14 protein-coding genes, 1 tRNA gene and 1 other RNA gene are annotated in these 16,829 nt (G+C 61.1%); 10 read left to right on the top strand and 6 right to left on the bottom strand.

Annotation, left to right across the window (positions count from 1 at the left end):
* Positions 1-63: 63 nt before the first annotated feature.
* Complete coding sequence (tkt, locus tag FHR23_RS08345; protein ID WP_184002782.1) at positions 64-2,031, bottom strand: transketolase; 1,968 nt, start codon at positions 2,029-2,031, stop codon at positions 64-66.
* Positions 2,032-2,182: 151 nt separating this feature from the next.
* Between tkt and FHR23_RS08340 the strand changes: the two genes are divergently transcribed.
* The 5 genes from FHR23_RS08340 to FHR23_RS08325 all read left to right on the top strand — a co-directional run bounded on the left by FHR23_RS08340 (position 2,183) and on the right by FHR23_RS08325 (position 3,660).
* Entirely contained in the window at positions 2,183-2,374 is a 192-nt protein-coding gene (locus FHR23_RS08340) for a hypothetical protein (protein ID WP_184002780.1), read from the top strand.
* Positions 2,374-2,676: a cell division protein ZapA gene (locus FHR23_RS08335; RefSeq protein ID WP_184002778.1), complete on the top strand. Its 303-nt coding sequence runs from the start codon at positions 2,374-2,376 to the stop codon at positions 2,674-2,676. The genes FHR23_RS08340 and FHR23_RS08335 overlap by 1 nt, the downstream gene beginning before the upstream one ends.
* An 11-nt stretch (positions 2,677-2,687) precedes the next feature.
* A non-coding RNA gene (ssrS, locus tag FHR23_RS16810) (6S RNA) lies at positions 2,688-2,845 on the top strand.
* A gap of 13 nt (positions 2,846-2,858) precedes the next feature.
* Positions 2,859-3,398 carry a 5-formyltetrahydrofolate cyclo-ligase gene (locus tag FHR23_RS08330; RefSeq protein ID WP_184002776.1) on the top strand — a complete coding sequence of 180 codons (540 nt, stop codon included), beginning with the start codon at positions 2,859-2,861 and terminating at the stop codon, positions 3,396-3,398.
* Between the two features lie 49 nt (positions 3,399-3,447).
* Positions 3,448-3,660 carry a DUF2842 domain-containing protein gene (locus tag FHR23_RS08325; RefSeq protein ID WP_184003262.1) on the top strand — a complete coding sequence of 71 codons (213 nt, stop codon included), beginning with the start codon at positions 3,448-3,450 and terminating at the stop codon, positions 3,658-3,660.
* A gap of 48 nt (positions 3,661-3,708) precedes the next feature.
* Here FHR23_RS08325 and FHR23_RS08320 read toward each other — a convergent pair.
* A tRNA-Asp gene (locus tag FHR23_RS08320) sits at positions 3,709-3,785 on the bottom strand.
* A gap of 42 nt (positions 3,786-3,827) precedes the next feature.
* The gene (locus tag FHR23_RS08315; protein WP_184003260.1) at positions 3,828-4,994 is read right to left on the bottom strand and encodes an AI-2E family transporter; all 1,167 of its coding nucleotides are present in this window, start codon (positions 4,992-4,994) and stop codon (positions 3,828-3,830) included.
* A gap of 102 nt (positions 4,995-5,096) precedes the next feature.
* Between FHR23_RS08315 and FHR23_RS08310 the strand changes: the two genes are divergently transcribed.
* Positions 5,097-6,569, top strand: coding sequence for an FGGY family carbohydrate kinase (locus tag FHR23_RS08310; RefSeq protein ID WP_184002775.1), 1,473 nt, complete (start codon positions 5,097-5,099; stop codon positions 6,567-6,569).
* A 19-nt stretch (positions 6,570-6,588) separates the two neighbouring features.
* Here the strand turns inward: FHR23_RS08310 and FHR23_RS08305 are convergent, their stop codons facing one another.
* Entirely contained in the window at positions 6,589-8,334 is a 1,746-nt protein-coding gene (locus FHR23_RS08305) for a class I adenylate-forming enzyme family protein (protein WP_184002773.1), read from the bottom strand.
* Positions 8,335-8,532: 198 nt separating this feature from the next.
* Between FHR23_RS08305 and FHR23_RS08300 the strand changes: the two genes are divergently transcribed.
* The 4 genes from FHR23_RS08300 (at position 8,533) to FHR23_RS08285 (ending at position 13,874) form a co-directional block, all read left to right on the top strand.
* On the top strand, positions 8,533-10,557 hold the full coding sequence (locus FHR23_RS08300) for a 3-hydroxyacyl-CoA dehydrogenase NAD-binding domain-containing protein (RefSeq protein ID WP_184002771.1): 2,025 nt from the start codon (positions 8,533-8,535) through the stop codon (positions 10,555-10,557).
* A gap of 63 nt (positions 10,558-10,620) precedes the next feature.
* A complete protein-coding gene (locus tag FHR23_RS08295) occupies positions 10,621-11,805 on the top strand; it encodes an acyl-CoA dehydrogenase family protein (protein WP_184002769.1) in 1,185 nt (394 codons plus the stop codon).
* 45 nt (positions 11,806-11,850) lie between these two features.
* The gene (locus FHR23_RS08290; protein WP_184002767.1) at positions 11,851-12,978 is read left to right on the top strand and encodes an acyl-CoA dehydrogenase family protein; all 1,128 of its coding nucleotides are present in this window, start codon (positions 11,851-11,853) and stop codon (positions 12,976-12,978) included.
* Entirely contained in the window at positions 12,978-13,874 is an 897-nt protein-coding gene (locus FHR23_RS08285; RefSeq protein ID WP_184002765.1) for an acyl-CoA thioesterase, read from the top strand. The genes FHR23_RS08290 and FHR23_RS08285 overlap by 1 nt, the downstream gene beginning before the upstream one ends.
* A gap of 238 nt (positions 13,875-14,112) precedes the next feature.
* Here FHR23_RS08285 and FHR23_RS08280 read toward each other — a convergent pair whose 3' ends face one another.
* On the bottom strand, positions 14,113-14,316 hold the full coding sequence (locus tag FHR23_RS08280) for a hypothetical protein (RefSeq protein WP_246359823.1): 204 nt from the start codon (positions 14,314-14,316) through the stop codon (positions 14,113-14,115).
* Between the two features lie 79 nt (positions 14,317-14,395).
* Positions 14,396-16,693, bottom strand: a complete 2,298-nt coding sequence (locus tag FHR23_RS08275) for a glycoside hydrolase family 31 protein (RefSeq protein ID WP_184002763.1) — start codon at positions 16,691-16,693, stop codon at positions 14,396-14,398.
* Positions 16,694-16,829: the final 136 nt, after the last annotated feature.

Here is a 16,829-nt window from a genome sequence, read left to right as displayed (position 1 = left end):
TATAGGCCGCATGAGCGCTGGTTCCATGGCTATGCCGAATTAGCTCCGGCGAGGGTCGTCTGTTTATACGGCCAGTCTGGCGCGGATTTGTGCCGTGATGGCATCGACGGTGAGGCCGAAATGCCTGAAAAGGTCGCCGGCTGGTGCCGACGCGCCGAACCCGTCGAGTCCGAAGCGCAGCCCGTCGAGCCCGGTATAGCGTTCCCAGCCGATTGTCGTTCCTGCTTCGATGGAGACGCGCAAGACGCCATCGGGCAGAGTATCGGCGCGATAATCGGCGGTCTGCGCATCGAAACGCGACCAGCAGGGCATTGAGACCACATCCGCGCCGATGCCGGCGGATTCCAGTTGTTCGCGAACCCCGACAGCGGTTTCTACTTCCGATCCGCTTGCGATCAGGACCACGCGGCGTTCTGCGTCCGCCGCTTTCAGACGATAGGCACCGCGCGCACAACGATTTTCCGCCGCAGCTTCCCGCAACTGGGGCAATCCCTGTCGCGACAGGGCAAGCAGAGAGGGACCATCGGCCCGCGACACCGCCAGTTCCCAGCATTCCGCCGTTTCAACCACGTCGCACGGGCGATAAGTGTCGAGATTGGGAATGAGGCGCAGGCTCATGACATGTTCGACCGGCTGATGCGTCGGTCCGTCTTCTCCCAGCCCGATTGAGTCGTGCGTCATGACATAGGCGACGCGCGCATATTGCAGCGCCGACAACCGGATTGCCGGACGGGCATAATCGGAAAATACCAGAAAGGTGCCGCCATAGGGGATGACGCCGCCATGCAGGGCCATGCCGTTCATTGCCGCCGACATGCCGAATTCGCGAATGCCGTAATGGACATAGCGACCGGCGCGGTTGTCGCGATCGAACGTCTCCAATCCCTTGGTCAGCGTATTGTTCGACGGCGTCAGATCCGCCGAGCCGCCCATCGTTTCGGGAAGCGTCGCGTTAATGACGTCCAGCGCCATTTCGGATGCTTTGCGTGTCGCCACCTTTTTCGGGTCGGCAAGCAGGCCCTTGATATAGTCGTTGAGCGAAAACCCTTCGGGCAGGTCGCCTGCCATGCGGCGCTCGAACTCGGCGCGATCCGGCGCTGTGGCCAGACGCATATTCCAGTCACTATGTGGTGCGGCGGCGCGTTTGCCTGCGTCCAGCCATGCCGCGCGGATATCGTCCGGAATTTCAAAGGGCGGATAGTCCCAGCCCAGTTCCTTGCGCGCGGCAGCGACTTCGTCAGCTCCCAGTGGAGAGCCGTGAGTCTTTGACGTCCCCTGCTTGTTGGGTGCACCCTTGCCGATGATCGTGCGGCACCGCACCAGCGAAGGCCGGTCATCGGCGGTCGCGGCCTCCAGCGCACGCGCGATATCGGCATAGTCATGGCCGTCGCACTCGACGACATGCCAGCCGGTTGCCGCATAGCGCGCAACCACATCCTCATTCGACGACAGGTCCACCGCGCCGTCGATGGTGATGCGGTTATCGTCCCACAAGACGGTCAGCCGTCCGAGTTTCTGATGCGCGGCCAGGCCGATCGCCTCATGATTAATGCCTTCCATCAGGCAGCCGTCACCGGCAATCACCCAGGTCCGGTGATCGACCAGGTCGTCCCCGAACACGGCGTTCAGATGGCGTTCGGCCATCGCCATGCCGACCGACATGGCAAGCCCCTGCCCCAGCGGTCCGGTGGTGCATTCGACACCGGGAAGTTCAAAATTTTCCGGATGCCCCGCGCACGGGCTGCCAAGCTGCCGGAAATTGCGGATATCCTCCAGCATAGGCTGGGCATAACCGGTCAGGTGCAGCAGGGAGTAGAGCAGCATCGACCCGTGGCCCGCCGACAGGATGAAGCGGTCACGGTCGGGCCAGCGGGGATCGGCGGGATCATATTTCAGATAACGGGTAAACAGCACCGTTGCCACATCCGCCATGCCCATCGGCATGCCCGGATGGCCGGAATTCGCAGCTTCCACTGCATCCATCGACAAGGCCCGGATGGCATTCGCCATCTGAACATCGGTAACGGTCATATGCCCTCCCAAAACGGCGTGACGGTATCACAACCCGGCACTGTTGCGGGAGCGAATCGTCAGACGCCACGCCTTTGCGGCGACAGGTCGGTTTCGTCAACCGGCGAGCGGTGCTTGTCGCGACCCCGTTGGCGGCGTATCTGTCTGATTCATGTCCGATCCTGCTTCGCATCCGGTGATTGAGCGTATCGAGCGCGCCGTGGCCCGTATTGAAAAGGCGGCTGCCGCGCGCGCCTATAGCGCCGATCGCATCGCGCGGCGGCACGCAGCCTTACGCGAGCGCATGGAAGAGGCGGTGCAGGCGCTCGACGAACTGCTGGCGAGAGAGGACGCAAAGCGCTGATGGCCGAAGTCACGCTGACCATTGCAGGGCGCAGCCACGTCATCGCCTGCCGTGACGGAGAGGAGCCGCACCTGCGCGATCTGGCCCGGATGCTGGAACATCACAGCGAAACCGCGCTGCGCGCCGCCGGGGGCGTGGCGGGTGAGCGAATGATGCTGCTTATCGCGCTCATTCTGGCCGACAAGGTTGCGGAAGCCGAGCGCAACCCTGCAACCGGTTTGTCCCCTGCCCTGCTCGACCGGCTCGCCGATCGTCTGGAATCGGTCGCATCCGCTCTTGAGGATGAAGCGGGGCCATCCTAAATCGGTGTTGGCGGGAACTGCCCGGTGCGAGCTTTAGCGATTATCCCTGAGGCGATAGAAACATCCAAGGGAGCTGTCCCTGTTCGGGCCCTGGCCCGATGCACACGGCGCCCACCTGACGTTACTGGCGTCAGAGGATTATCGAGCCAACGGCCATGGTGGTCCCGCCACCCCAGCGCTCCATGAACAAGCAAACCCTTCGCACCCGGACGCGGGCGGAGCGCGACCGTTTTGTCGCGACCGACCCGGCGCCCATTATACCGCAGGATGCTTTTCTCCAGCGACTGCGCCCGGGCATCGTTGTCGCCAGCTATCGCCCAGTCGGCAGCGAGGCCGACCCCGTTTTGTTTGACGCAACAGTGCTTGCCGCAGGTGCCGAACTGGCGCTGCCCCATGTCACCAGCCGGGAAGGCCGTATTCGTTTTCTGGCATGGCATCCCGATCATGGCCTGGCCAAAGGGCCGTTCGGACTGCATCAACCCCATGCCGATAGTGCCGTCGTCACCCCTGACATCATCCTGACGCCGCTGGTCGCATTCGATTTGTCCTGCAACCGGCTGGGACAGGGAGCCGGCCATTACGACCGCGCTTTTGCCGATTTCCCCGATGCATGGCGTCTGGGCATCGCCTGGTCGGTGCAGCAGGTGGAGAAACTGCCCGTCGATCCGTGGGATGTGCCGCTGCATGGCATAGCGACCGAACGGGGCGTCGTACGTCGATAAGTGTATCACGACAGTTGCCTGACAGGGAGGATCACCTATCGTGCAGGCCATGTCTGAACCAAGCTGGCGCAAACCCGCAGGCGTGCTCGCCATCCTTGCCCTGATCCTGATCTGGGTGGCGCTGATCGCCAGCCTGTCGAATGTGATTGGCGGCCTCGTCTGGCCACTGCAACTGATCGTTTATGTGGTGACGGGGATCATCTGGATCGCACCGTTGAAGCCGATGCTGCGCTGGATGGAAACCGGCCGCTGGCGCGCCTGAACCGGCGCTTGGCGCCACCCTTCTCCAACGTAAATCCGATGTGAAGAGTGGCGCGAGTGACGGGACTTGAACCCGCGACCTCCGGCGTGACAGGCCGGCGCTCTAACCAACTGAGCTACACCCGCTTGGCGGTGAGGAGGCGCACCTAGAGGAGGCTTTCGGGGCTGTCAACCCGAATGCGAAGGCGGAACCAAAACATCTTTTTCTTCCGGGTGCGGATCGTGGACCAGCGTACCGTGTTCGAACAGGAAACCGGCGATATCCGGGCTGCCCGCCGCCTTCACCACGGTCTGGATAATAATTAACAACGGCACGGCCAGCAACGCGCCTGGCGTGCCCCATACCCAGCCCCAGAAGCTGAGCGAAACCAGAATCAGAATCGGATTGATGGTCAGACGATGGCCGACGATCAGGGGTGTGATGGCATTGGCCTCGATCAGATGGGCGCCGATCATCAGCACAGCCGGCATCAGCGCCCACCACAAATCGGTGTACGTCATCAGCCCACCGACCGCGAGCAGCATCGCCGCCATGATCGGTCCCAGATAAGGGATGTAGTTGAGCAGGGCGACGATCCCGCCCCACATCAGCGGCGTCGGCATCCCGATGGCCCATAGTGCGAGCGAGACAATCAGACCCAGCGACAGGTTGATCAGCGTGATCGTGCCGAGATAGGCCGAGGTGTCGTCCACGACATTCTGGATTACCCGTGCCGTCGCCAGTGCGCCGTCAAAGCTTGACCGGCTGGTAATCGCCTTGCGCCGCAGCCGGGTCCAGCCGGACAGGAAAAAGAACACCACCAGAATGGCGAAAAACATTTCGATCAGCGCCGAAGGTGCCGACGTGGTGAGCAGGTCGAGCAGGGAGCGCGGTGGCTCCGTGGTAATGGTTTCGGGCTGACGCTGCGGCACGGTGGCGACATTCTTGATCAGCTTGTTCACGAAATGCTGCAGGTTCGAATAGAAATCGATGAGCGGAGAGATGTTCTTCTGAATCTGCTCGATCCGGTCCGGCAGAATGCTGGCCCAGCCCCATGCGGGAACGACGATCGACGCCAGCGCCACATTCACCGCGATCAGGAACAGCATGACACAGACGAACGCCGCCAGCGGTGCGGGGAAGCGGCGGCGCTCCAGCCATTCGAGCACCGGCACCAATGCGATCGCCACGACAATCGCGGCGGTCAGCGGCAGGAAAAAGGAAGACCCCGCCTGCAATGCGAAGGGAAGCGCGATTGCCAGCCCGATCCCGGCGATGAGCGTCAGCCCGGCCAGCAGCCGGTTGCGCAGAAATTCTTCGTCCGCCTCTTCGGGCTTCGAATGCTTTTCCTGCATGGACTTATGGGCAAGCGGTTCGTTCAATCGCGGTTCCTTTTTCTCCCGAACCGAACTCTAGCGGCTTTTCTTTGGCTTGTAATCCCGGCTAGGGTTGCCGCCATGTCGGAAATGCTGCTGGTGCTCGATGAGGGCACGACCTCCACCCGTGCGATGTTGTTCGACCGTTCCGGCGCCTGCCGGGGCAGTCATGCCGAAATGCTGACGCAACATTATCCCCAGCCCGGCTGGGTCGAGCATGATGCGGCGGAGATATGGGACAAGACCCTTCAGTGCGCCCGTCGCATGGTCGACCATGCGGGCGGCGTCGACCGGATCGCGGCCATCGGGATCAGCAATCAGCGCGAGACGGTGGTGTTTTGGGACCGCGAAACCGGCGAACCGCTGGCACCCGCAATCGTCTGGCAGGATCGCCGCGCGGCCCCGCTATGCCGCAGCCTGCGCACCGCCGGCGAAGAGGGCGCGGTGCAGGCGCGTACCGGCTTGTTGCTCGACCCTTATTTTTCCGGCCCCAAAATCGCCTGGGCGATGCAGGAATGGCCGCAACTGGCGGAAGCGGGGGAGCGGCTGGCCATCGGTACGGTTGAAAGCTGGCTGGTCTGGAAGCTGACCGGGGGGCTACATGTCACCGATGCGACTAATGCCTCGCGCACCGCGATGATGGCGCTGGGCAGCGGAAGCTGGGACGACGGCTTGCTGTCCATGTTCGGCGTCGATCGGTCGATGATGCCCGAAATCGTCGATTCGGCCGGGCAATTCGGCACGACTGATGTGCTGGGCGGCACCCTGCCCATCTGCAGTATCGTCGGCGACCAGCAGGCGGCGGCCATCGGTCAGTCCTGTCTGGACAAGGGCGACAGCAAGGCAACCTATGGCACCGGCGCCTTTGTCCTGACCAACAGCGGCACCACGCCGCCGCGGTCACGCAACCGCCTGCTCTCCACCGTCGCCTGGCAACTCGGCGGCAAGCGCAGCTATGCGCTGGAAGGGTCGATCTTCGTTGCGGGTAGCCTCGTCAAATGGTTGCGCGATTCGGTCGGGATGATCGAAAGCGCCGAAGAAACCGAAGCACTGGCGCGCAGCGTTGACGATAATGGCGGCGTCTATTGCGTACCCGCGCTCAGCGGGATCGGCGCGCCCTGGTGGGAGCCGGAAGCGCGTGGGGCGATTTCGGGTTTGAGCTTTTCCGCAACGCGCGCGCACATTGTCCGCGCCGCGCTCGAATCGATTGCGCATCAAACGCACGACCTGATGGGCGTGTTCGCAGCCGACGGCGCGGCATGGTCCGGCCTGCGAATCGATGGCGGCATGGTCGCCAATGACTGGATGGCGCAGGATCTCTCCGACCTTCTCGATTTGCCCGTGGAGCGTCCGCGCTTCGCCGAAACGACGGCACTGGGCGCGGCAATGCTGGCCGGGGTCGGTTGCGGCTGGTTCGACGATCTGTATCAGGCGAGCGCGATGCGCGGCGGTGTCGATATGTTCGAACCGCAAATGGTGAAGTCGCAGCGCCGCAAGCGCCTCGACGGCTGGCAGCACGCGGTGCAGAGCGTGCTCGGCGCCGCTCACGACTGAGCGGCGCCGGTTTTACGACTCAGGCCGCAGCTTCGGTATCGAACAGCGCCTTTAACTCACGCTTGAGGATTTTGCCGTTGGCATTGCGCGGCAAAACCGTATCGATGAAGCGGATCGCCACCGGCACCTTGAACGCCGCCAGACGTTCTTTCACCCAATCCTGCAATTCGCCCTCGCTTGCTGCCATGCCGGGCGCGAGATGCACGACCGCGGCAGGCTCCTCGCCAAGCTGGTGATGGGGGATGCCGATCACCGCTGCGTCGGTGACGGCGGGATGGGCATAGAGGACATTTTCGACCTCTGACGAATAGATATTCTCGCCGCCACGGATGACGATGTCCTTGGCGCGATCGACGATATAGCAAAAGCCTTCGTCATCCAGTCGCGCCAGATCACCGGTGCGAACCCATCCTTCGACAAAGGTTTCCGCCGTCGCCTCCGGCTTGTTCCAATAGCCTTTGACGATCATCGGCCCCTTTGCCCACAGTTCGCCGACTTCTCCCAACGGCAATTCGTGCACGCCATCCATATCCATGATTTTCAGATCAGCGACCGGCACCGGCGGACCGCAGCTTTCCGGGCGGTTGAGATAGTCTTCCCCCGAATGCTGGGTGACGGTGGCCATGGTCTCGGTCATGCCCCAGCCGTTACCAGGCGCGGCTCCCAGCTCTTCCTCGATCCTCCGAGCAAGTTCAGGGGAGGCGGGCGCACCGCCATAAGCAATCGTTTCCAGCGACGAGAGGTCATAGCGCGAACGCGCGGGATGTTCGATCAACTGCCAGGCAATTGTCGGTACGCCACCGGTCATATGCACCCCTTCGCGCTCGATCAGCGCCATGGCCTGTTCGGGATCCCATTTTCGCATGAAGATCACCGTACCGCCTGCCGCGACATTGCCCATCAGGAACGCACTGCACGCGGTAACGTGGAACAGCGGGATGACCAGCAGGGAAACGCGCGGCTCCGGCGGTTGCGGCATTTCTCCGCGCCGCAGCACCGCGCGAGCTGCGACGAAAGCGCTCGAAAAGATGTTGGTCATCATGTTGCGATGCGTGCCGAGCGCTCCCTTCGCCGACCCCGTCGTGCCACTGGTATAGAAAATCACGACATCGTCATCGGGAGCCAGATCGGCATGCGGTACCGGCTGATCCGGCAATTGCGCCCATTCACCGGGGGTGCCGATCAGAGCCTCGAATGCCACGCGCTTACCGCCGAGCGGCGCCTTGGCACGATTGACGACGATTTTCTCAAGCCCCGGAACCGCATCATAGTGATCGAGCAGGCGTTCATCACGCCGCCCGTCGATGAAGAGAATTCGCGCGCCGCTGTCCTTCAGCCCATATTCCAGTTCGCCCCCTGTCCACCACGCGTTGAGCGGCACCGCAATCGCACCGATCGATGCGGCCGCAAAGAAGATTACCGGCCATTCGGGCAGGTTCCGCATCGCCAGCGCGATGCGGTCCCCCTTCTCCACCCCCATTTTACGCAGTTCGACGGCCAGGGCCGCAACGGCGCGATAAAAGGCTTCATAGGTGACGCGTTCCTGCTCATGCGCAGTGAAAACGCGCTCCCCATGTCCGCGCGCAAATTCGATCAGCGCGCCCAGCGTCGGCGGTGCATTCTTCCAGACGCGGGTCGGCACACCGCGGATCGCCACCGTCTCCATCTCGAACTGCTGACCCGGCGCGGTGAGCATCGCATTCACCTCGGCTAGGGAACGCTTTGGCCATTGCATCTTTGACAGATTGGAAGCTTCGGCGGCCATCGGGCATTGTCTCCATTCTTGAATGTCGGGTTTGTCGCCCCGATCGATTTCAGGCAGGTTAGTATTGATTCAATCCATGCTCAAGGCGATAGAAGGGCGCAAAGGCAGAATGTTCGCCGAACTGTGATTCGAACCAGAGGTATGGAGGCCGTGGCCCAGTCGGCAATAGCGGCGATCCACCCTAAAGGAGAAAGATACATGTCCGTAGTCCGCACCGAACGCCATGACGATATCCTCGTCATCATATCGGACAATCCCCCTGTCAACGCGCTCAGCGCCGCTGTCCGGCAGGGGCTGGAAGCGGGAATTAAGGAAGGCGTCGCTGACGACAGCATCGCCGCTATGGTCATCCGCTGCGACGGCAAGACTTTTTTCGCAGGCGCGGATATCAGCGAATTCGGTAAACCGATGCAGGAACCGATCCTGCCCATACTGGTCGACATGATTGAAGCTGCCGGTAAGCCGGTGGTGGCTGCCGTGCACGGTACCGCGCTGGGCGGCGGCTGCGAAGTTGCGCTGGCCAGCCATTATCGTATCGCCGTGCCATCGGCGAAATTCGGCACGCCGGAGGTGAAGCTGGGCATCCTTCCCGGAGCGGGCGGAACGCAGCGCCTGCCGCGCGTCGCGGGCGTCGAACTGGCGCTGGAGATGACTGCCAAGGGGACGATGATCCCCGCCAATCGCGCCAGGGATGCCGGTTTGATCGACCGTCTGGCCGGGGAAGACTCGCTGGAAAAAGATGCGATTGCGTTTGCCCGCGAAATTTCCGGCATTCGACCGGTACCCAAATCAAGCGAAAAGCCGCTGACGCACGATCCGGCAGTGTTCGAGCAGTTCCGTAAGGCCAATGCCCGCCGCTTCCGTGGCTATGAAGCGCCCGAAGCCAATATCGCCTGTGTCGAAAAGGCGACCCAGACTCCTTATGAGGAGGGCGTTCAGTTCGAACGCATGCAGTTCATGAAGCTGATTATGGGCGTGCAGTCCGCCGCGCAACGCCACATCTTCTTCGCAGAACGCAAGGCGTCGAAAATCGACGACGTGCCCGCCGACATCAAGCTGCGGCCGATCAAGCGCGTCGGCGTGATCGGTGCCGGCACGATGGGCGGCGGCATCACCATGAACTTCCTGTCCGCCGGTATCCCGGTGACGATCGTCGAAATGCAGCAGGAAGCGCTTGATCGCGGCACCGCCATCATGCGCAAAAATTATGAAGCGACCGCCGCCAAGGGCCGGATCACCGCCGAGCAGGTCGAACAGGCAATGGGCCTGCTGAAGCCCACGCTGGACATGAACGATCTGGCCGAATGCGACCTCATCATCGAAGCCGTCTATGAAAATATGGACGTCAAGAAAGAGGTGTTCGGAAAGCTCGATAAAATCGCAAAGCCGGGCGCCATTCTGGCGAGCAACACCAGCTTCCTCGACGTCAACGAAATTGCCGCCAGTACCTCGCGTCCAGAGGACGTATTGGGGATGCACTTCTTCTCACCTGCAAACGTCATGAAGCTTTTGGAGGTTGTGCGTGGCGATAAGACGGCGGGTGACGTACTGGCGACCGTGATGGCTCTGGCCAAGAAGATCCGCAAGGTCGCGGTGGTCGCGGGCGTGTGCCACGGCTTTATCGGCAACCGAATGCTGGAGCCGCGTCAGGTCGAGGCGATGAAGCTGCTGATGGAAGGGGCGACACCCGAACAGATCGACAAGGTGCATGTCGATTTCGGAATGCCGATGGGCCCCTTCCAGATGTCCGATCTGGCAGGGGTCGATATCGGCTGGCACCGCGATCCCAACCGGATCGAGAATATCCGCGACGCGCTGTGTGCCGAAGAACGCTGGGGCCAGAAGAAAAAGGCCGGCTGGTACGATTATGATGACAAGCGCAATCCCAGCCCCTCCCCGCGCGTGGCCGAAATAATCGAGGAATTCCGCAAGAAATCGGGTGCCGCCCAGCATGAAGTGACGACCGAGGAAATCATCGAACGGACGCTCTATCCGATGGTCAATGAGGGTGCCCGTATCCTCGAAGAAGGCAAGGCGCAGCGTGCGTCCGACATCGATGTGGTGTGGATCTATGGCTATGGCTGGCCGCCCTATCGCGGCGGCCCGATGTTCTGGGCGGACACCGAGGGGCTGAAAAAGATCGTCGCGGGTCTGGAAAAGCATGGGTTCAAAATATCGGCGCTGCTGAAGGAAAAAGCCGAAAAGGGCGAACGCTTCACCTGAACCAAGAGACGGATAGGCCGCAGCGCTGCAACGACGGCGCTGCGGCAATAATGGAGAGGATGCATGAGCGACGATCTGGAAGCGTTCCGGGCGGAAACGCGGGATTGGCTTGAGGCCAATTGCCCGCCGGAAATGCGCAAACCCATGCGCAGCGACAAGGATATCTGCTGGGGCGGGCGCAATCCGCAATTTTCATCACCCGAACAGAAATTGTGGCTCGATCGCATGGCCGAGCGCGGCTGGACGGTGCCCGACTGGCCGAAAGAATATGGCGGCGGCGGACTGGACCCGGCCCGCGCCAAAATCGTGCGGGAAGAAATGGCGCGGCTGAAATGCAGAAACCCGCTCTATTCCTTCGGCATCTCGATGCTCGGACCGGCGCTGCTCAAATATGGCAATGAAGCGCAGAAGCTGGAACATCTGCCCAAAATCGCGCGCGGAGAAATCCGCTGGTGTCAGGGCTATTCCGAACCCAATGCCGGGTCGGACCTTGCCGGTCTCGCCACCTCGGCGGAAGACAAGGGAGATCATTTTCTGGTCAACGGACAAAAGGTCTGGACCTCTTATGCGGACAAGGCGGACTGGATTTTCTGCCTCGTCCGTACGGATCGCTCGAACAAACATAATGGCATCAGTTTCGTCCTGTTCGACATGGAATCCGAAGGGGTCTCGACGAAACCGATCTTGCTGATTTCCGGCTATTCACCCTTTTGCGAGACGTTTTTCGACAATGTGAAGGTGCCTAAGGAAAATCTGGTCGGCGAACTTAATCGCGGCTGGGATGTCGCGAAATATTTGCTCGGCCACGAACGAGAAATGATTTCCGGCATGGGTCTGCGCGACAGCGGCAAGCCGTTGCATGAAAGCGCGATTGCCACGGTTGGACGCGATGCTGAAGGACGGCTCGCCGATCCACTCCTGCGCGCCCAGATCGCCCTGTTCGAGGTGCGGGCCAAGGCATTCGCGGCAATGTCGGAACGCTTCATTGACGCGTTGAAAGCAGGCAAGGCACACCCTGCCCAGCCCAGCATGATGAAATATTACGGCACCGAGCTGAACAAGACGCGCTACGAATTGCTGATGGCGTCCGGCGGTTCGGATGCGCTGGAATGGGAAAGTGCCGAATCGGGCAATGGCGCGCTGCCGCGTGCGTGGCTGCGCACCAAGGCCAATTCGATCGAGGGCGGCACGAGCGAGATTCAGCTCAACATTATCGCCAAACGCATTCTGGAACTGCCGAATCAATAACCCCCCTCGCCCCCTTTGGGGAGAGGGATGAGAGGACATGACATCATGCCGCTTTTTCTCAATGACGAACAGGCGATGCTGGCCGATACGGCAAAGGATTTCGTCGCCGAACACGCCCCGGTAAGCCATCTGCGCAAGCTGCGTGATGATCACGACGAAACCGGCTTTAGTCCCGCGCTTTGGAAGCAGTTCGCGGAAATGGGCTTTACCGGTATCCTGATTCCGGAAAACGATAACGGGCTAGGTCTCGGCCATGTCGAAGCGGGCATCGTGCTGGAGGAGATCGGGCGCAACCTGTCGCCCTCTCCCTTTCTTACAACCGCAGTTGCTGCCGTGTCGGCGCTTCAGGGGTCGGCGCAGCGCGACCGCTGGTTTCCGGCCATTCTGTCGGGCGACAGCGTGGCGGCGCTGGCGATTGACGAACATGCCAAACATGGCGGCTGCATCGCGATGAAGGCGGAGCGATCGGGTAACGGCTTTCGCCTGTCGGGCACCAAACAGTTCGTTGCGCATGGCCATGTCGCCGATTTGATTCTGGTGGCCGCGCGCACTGCCGGATCGCCGCAGGACAAGGAGGGCATCACCCTTTTTGCGGTATCAAAGGATAGCACAGGCATGTCTGTTGACCCACGCAGGCTGGCCGATTCCAGTCTCGCCTCCCACATGACTTTCGACAATGTAGAGGTGGATGCCGACGCGGTGATCGGGGAAGTCGACCAGGGCGGCACGGTGCTCAACCGCCTGCTTGCCGCAGGGCGCACGGGGGCTGCCGCCGAAATGCTGGGCGTCGGTTCGGGCGCGATGGACCTGACCGTCAACTACCTCAGGGAACGTAAGCAGTTCGGCGTACATATCGGCAGCTTTCAGGCGCTCCAGCATCGCGCGGCGCATCTCTATTCCGAACTGGAGGTTGCGCGTGCTGCGATCCTGAAAGCGCAGCAACTGCTCGATGGCGGATCGGAAGGCGCCGAGCAGGCTGTGTCGGTCGCCAAGGCGCAGATCGGGCTCGCCACCACGCTTGCGGTGCAGGAGGGAATCCAGATGCATGGCGGTATCGGCATGACCGATGAATATGACATCGGATTTTACATGAAGCGTGGTCGGGTGCTTGCGGAACTGTTCGGCGACGCCAATTATCATGCCAACCTATTGGCGGAAGCATCGGGATATTAATGGCGGAAGCGAACGACGCGCAGGACGAACCCACAGCTGAGGAACTGGTCGGGCAGCTAACGACGCTGCTCGATGTCGAGGAACTCGATATCGATCTGTTCCGCGGCAGTCGGCAACCCGGCGGTGTCGGGCGTGTCTTTGGCGGTCAGGTAGTGGCACAGGCGCTTCAGGCCGCACAGCGTTCGACCGAGGACGGCAAAATCGCGCATTCGCTGCATGCCTATTTCATGCGGCCCGGCGATGAACGCTATCCCGTTATCTATCGCGTAGTCCGCGATTTTGAAGGACGCAGTTTCGCCACCCGCCGGGTCATCGCGATGCAGCGCGGGCAGCCGATCCTGAACATGGCGGCATCTTTTCAAAAACCGGAAGACGGCTTTTCGCATCAGGACACGATGCCCGATGTCCCGCCGCCGGAAAGCCTGAAATCCATGCGTGAATTGCGGATGCTGGACCCGGAAGCGATTCCCGAAAAACTCCGCAAGGCGCTTTTACGTCCTCGCCCGATCGATCTGCGCCCCGTTAATCCGCAATGGCCGCCGCAAAAACAGGAACCGGTGCAACATTTCTGGCTGCGCACCGTTGCCCCGCTCTCCGACGAACCGGCCTTACATCGCGCAGTGCTTGCCTATGCTTCCGATATGGGGCTGTTGGGGACGAGCCTGTTACCTCACGGACTAACCTGGACAACGCCCGGATTTCAAAGCGCCAGCCTGGATCATGCATTATGGCTGCACGAACCCTTCCGTGCCGACCAATGGTTGCTTTATAGCTGCAACAGCCCCTGGACCGGTCACGCACGCGGCTTTAACCGCGGCAGTATCTTTACAAGAGAGGGAAAGCTGGTGGCATCCGTGGCTCAGGAAGGGCTGATCCGTCTTCGCAAGACAGATTAATCCGGCGCCTTCCAAAAGTGGTGACCCCTACGGGCATATTTGCTTTGTAGGAAGCCAACTCACAAAGTCTCAACCTATTGATATTGCGCCATTGAGCGACGAACATCGGTATCATGTCGTTCCACCAATGTTCGCTAAATCCGATGCAAAGTGTGGGACTAAATGTGGGGCTGTGAAGGGTCGCTGTCATGCCGCTCACTGAACCGCCCCGGGATTGCCGGAGGCCATTCGGCTTAAATTATGCTGCCATGGGAGTGGCGTCCAGCATGGCGTAGTAGCGCTCCTCGGCTTCGGCGGGTGGGATATTGCCGTTCTGCGCGCAGACACGGCCGAAGATATGGCCGATCCATCCCAGCGCGCTACCCTGGTCGCGCTGAACGAACTGCACGCCATTGTCGGTCAGGATGGTGTGGATCTTGTAGGGAGCCGTCTTGATCAGCACCTTGAGAAAGGCTGCCGCGGCGAGTTTGGTCGCCCGTCGATAGATAAGCGTGGGGGTTACGCCAGCCCTGTCCGATTTCTCACTCTCTATTTCGAATTCGGCAGCTCGGCATCGACAGCCTCATGGCTGTTCCTCCATATGCGATAGCGATGCTCTTACTGCCAGTCTGCGCCGCGCCGCAGACGACACGGAAACGGATCTTGTCGCGCATTCCAGGATAGCGCCCCTTTTTCGCCGCAATGGAAAGAACATGGCGCTCGTCATCCCAATGCATGGCAATCACGGCATATTCGCCGCGCTGATAGCCATAGCCGTCGCCGCTATCGTTATAGAGCGTGTAATCGCCGTCGCGACCAGGATAGACCGTCAGCTTGGTCGGCGCGTCGCTGGGCGCATCGGCATAGGGTTTGACCGGCCCCAACGGAACGATGCTGCCGTCGCGGACCAGTACCGGGATCGACGCCAGTGTCGTCGGCATATCGACGCGCTGGCCACCGTCATAGGCCTTGCCGGTCTGGAAATCGAACCAGTGGCTGCCCGAGGGCAGATAGACGCTGCGCGACGAAACGCCCGGCTGAAGCACCGGCGCGACGAGAAACGCCTTGCCGAACATATATTCGTCGGTGACCTTCAATGCTTGGGGATCATCCGCGAAATCGAACGCCAGAGCACGCATCATCGTGCCGTGATTATGCGTAACATCCCATGCCATCGAATAGAGATAGGGCAGCAGGCGGTAGCGCAGCTTGACGTCGTCGATCAGGATTTTCTGGGTCGGCTTGTCGAAGTTCCAGATCTCCTTGCCCTGGCCGGAGCCGTGGATGCGGAACATCGGGCTGAACACACCGAACTGATGCCACCTGACGAACAGCTCGACATAGGCTTTGTCCTTGCGCGGATCGGGACTGAAAAATCCGCCGATATCAGCCGACCAATAGGGAATGCCGCTCATCGAGAAATTGAGCGCGGCGGGGATCTGCTTGGCGAGCGTGTCCCAGCTGGCATGAGTGTCGCCCGACCAGGTGATCGCGCCGTTGCGCTGCTGCCCCGCATAAGCGGAGCGCGAAAGAATGAAGACGCGCTTGTCCGGCTGATCGCGGCGCATGCCGTCGTGGACGGCGGTGGTGTGCAGCAGCGGGAAGCTGTTGTTGACCGCGATGCCAGGCCCGGCAGCAGTCGATTCCCCCCGGATTTCGCCGGGTACACCGCCGAGTTCGGCCTCGTCGCCGTCGAGCCACCAGCCGTCGAAACCAAGCACGCCCAGATTCTTCATGATCTGCGACCAGTAGATCTGCCGCCCCTTGGCGCTCCACGCATCGTACCAGCGTCCGAAACCGGGCGGATAGACGTTCTTGAACACGCCGGGCAGAACGGCATCCGCCTGTTTCAGCTCGGCAAGATTTTTGGTGCCCAGGTCGAAGCGTGGCCACACCGAAATGATCGTGTGCACATGCATGGCATGGATGGCGGCGACCATCGCCTTCGGATCGGGATAGCGTTTCGGATCGAACTGGTGGCTGCCCCACTGGCCGGGCAACCAATATTGCCAATCCTGCACCACAGCGTCGATCGGAATGCCCATGCTGCGATAGCGGCGCGGGATCGATTCCAGCTCGTCCTGCGTGGCGTAATGCTCCTTCGATTGCCACATGCCGAGCGTCCAGCGCGCCATCATCGGCACTTGCCCGGTGAGCCATCGATAGCCGCCGATCACGTCGTCGATCTTCGCGCCCAGGATGAAATCGTAATCCACCCCGTGGCCCGCCTCAGACGAGATGACGAGCGGCGCCTTTCCGTCGGGTTGATTGACGCTCACATCGGTCGCGGCGGCATTGTTCCAGAGCACACCGAACCCGTCCGGCGAAACGATCATCGGAATGCCGACATCGCCGTTGGCCTGTTGAAGATGGATCGAATGCCCCGAATAATCGAGCAGCCCGTTCTGATGCTGACCAAGGCCGTAGATCGTGGCCCGCGTCTTGAACGTCTGCGTCACCCCCAGGCCGACACTATGGTCGCCCTCGGCGAGAATGACCTGCCCCTTGGAATCGAGAAAGGTGATCGCGGCATCTGCCTTGCCCACCTTCACCGTCAGCGCGGACGTCGTGAGCGTGAAGGAGTCACCGTCATCGGCGACCCGGTATGCCACTTTTTCCGGCTTGGCGATGACATCGGGATCGTAATTGCCGGCATATTCCGGCCGCCCGAATGTCACATGGGCGATTGTCGGCGACATCAGCTCAATGTGCAGAATGCCGTCCTCGGTCTGCAACTCGAGCCCGTCGTCGCACGGCAATTGCTGCTTCACGCTGTCCGCCCATGCCGCCGACGAACAGCAGATCGCCGCAAGGCACCCAACGGCCAATAGCCTGCGCATACACCCTCCCCTTATTATCTTTGGCGCCGGATTACCGGGCCGATATCTGGTAGGAGTTTTTCCCCCTCATCCCACCTGAAATCAAGAGGCAGATATCTCAGACCTCACATAACCATGAGAAATTGCAAATTTTGGT

The sequence above is a fragment of the Stakelama sediminis genome, from assembly GCF_014199335.1.
GTDB lineage: Bacteria > Pseudomonadota > Alphaproteobacteria > Sphingomonadales > Sphingomonadaceae > Sphingomonas > Sphingomonas sediminis.
The sequence above is the reverse complement of the archived record's forward strand: the minus strand, read 5'-3'. Positions and strand labels throughout refer to the sequence as shown.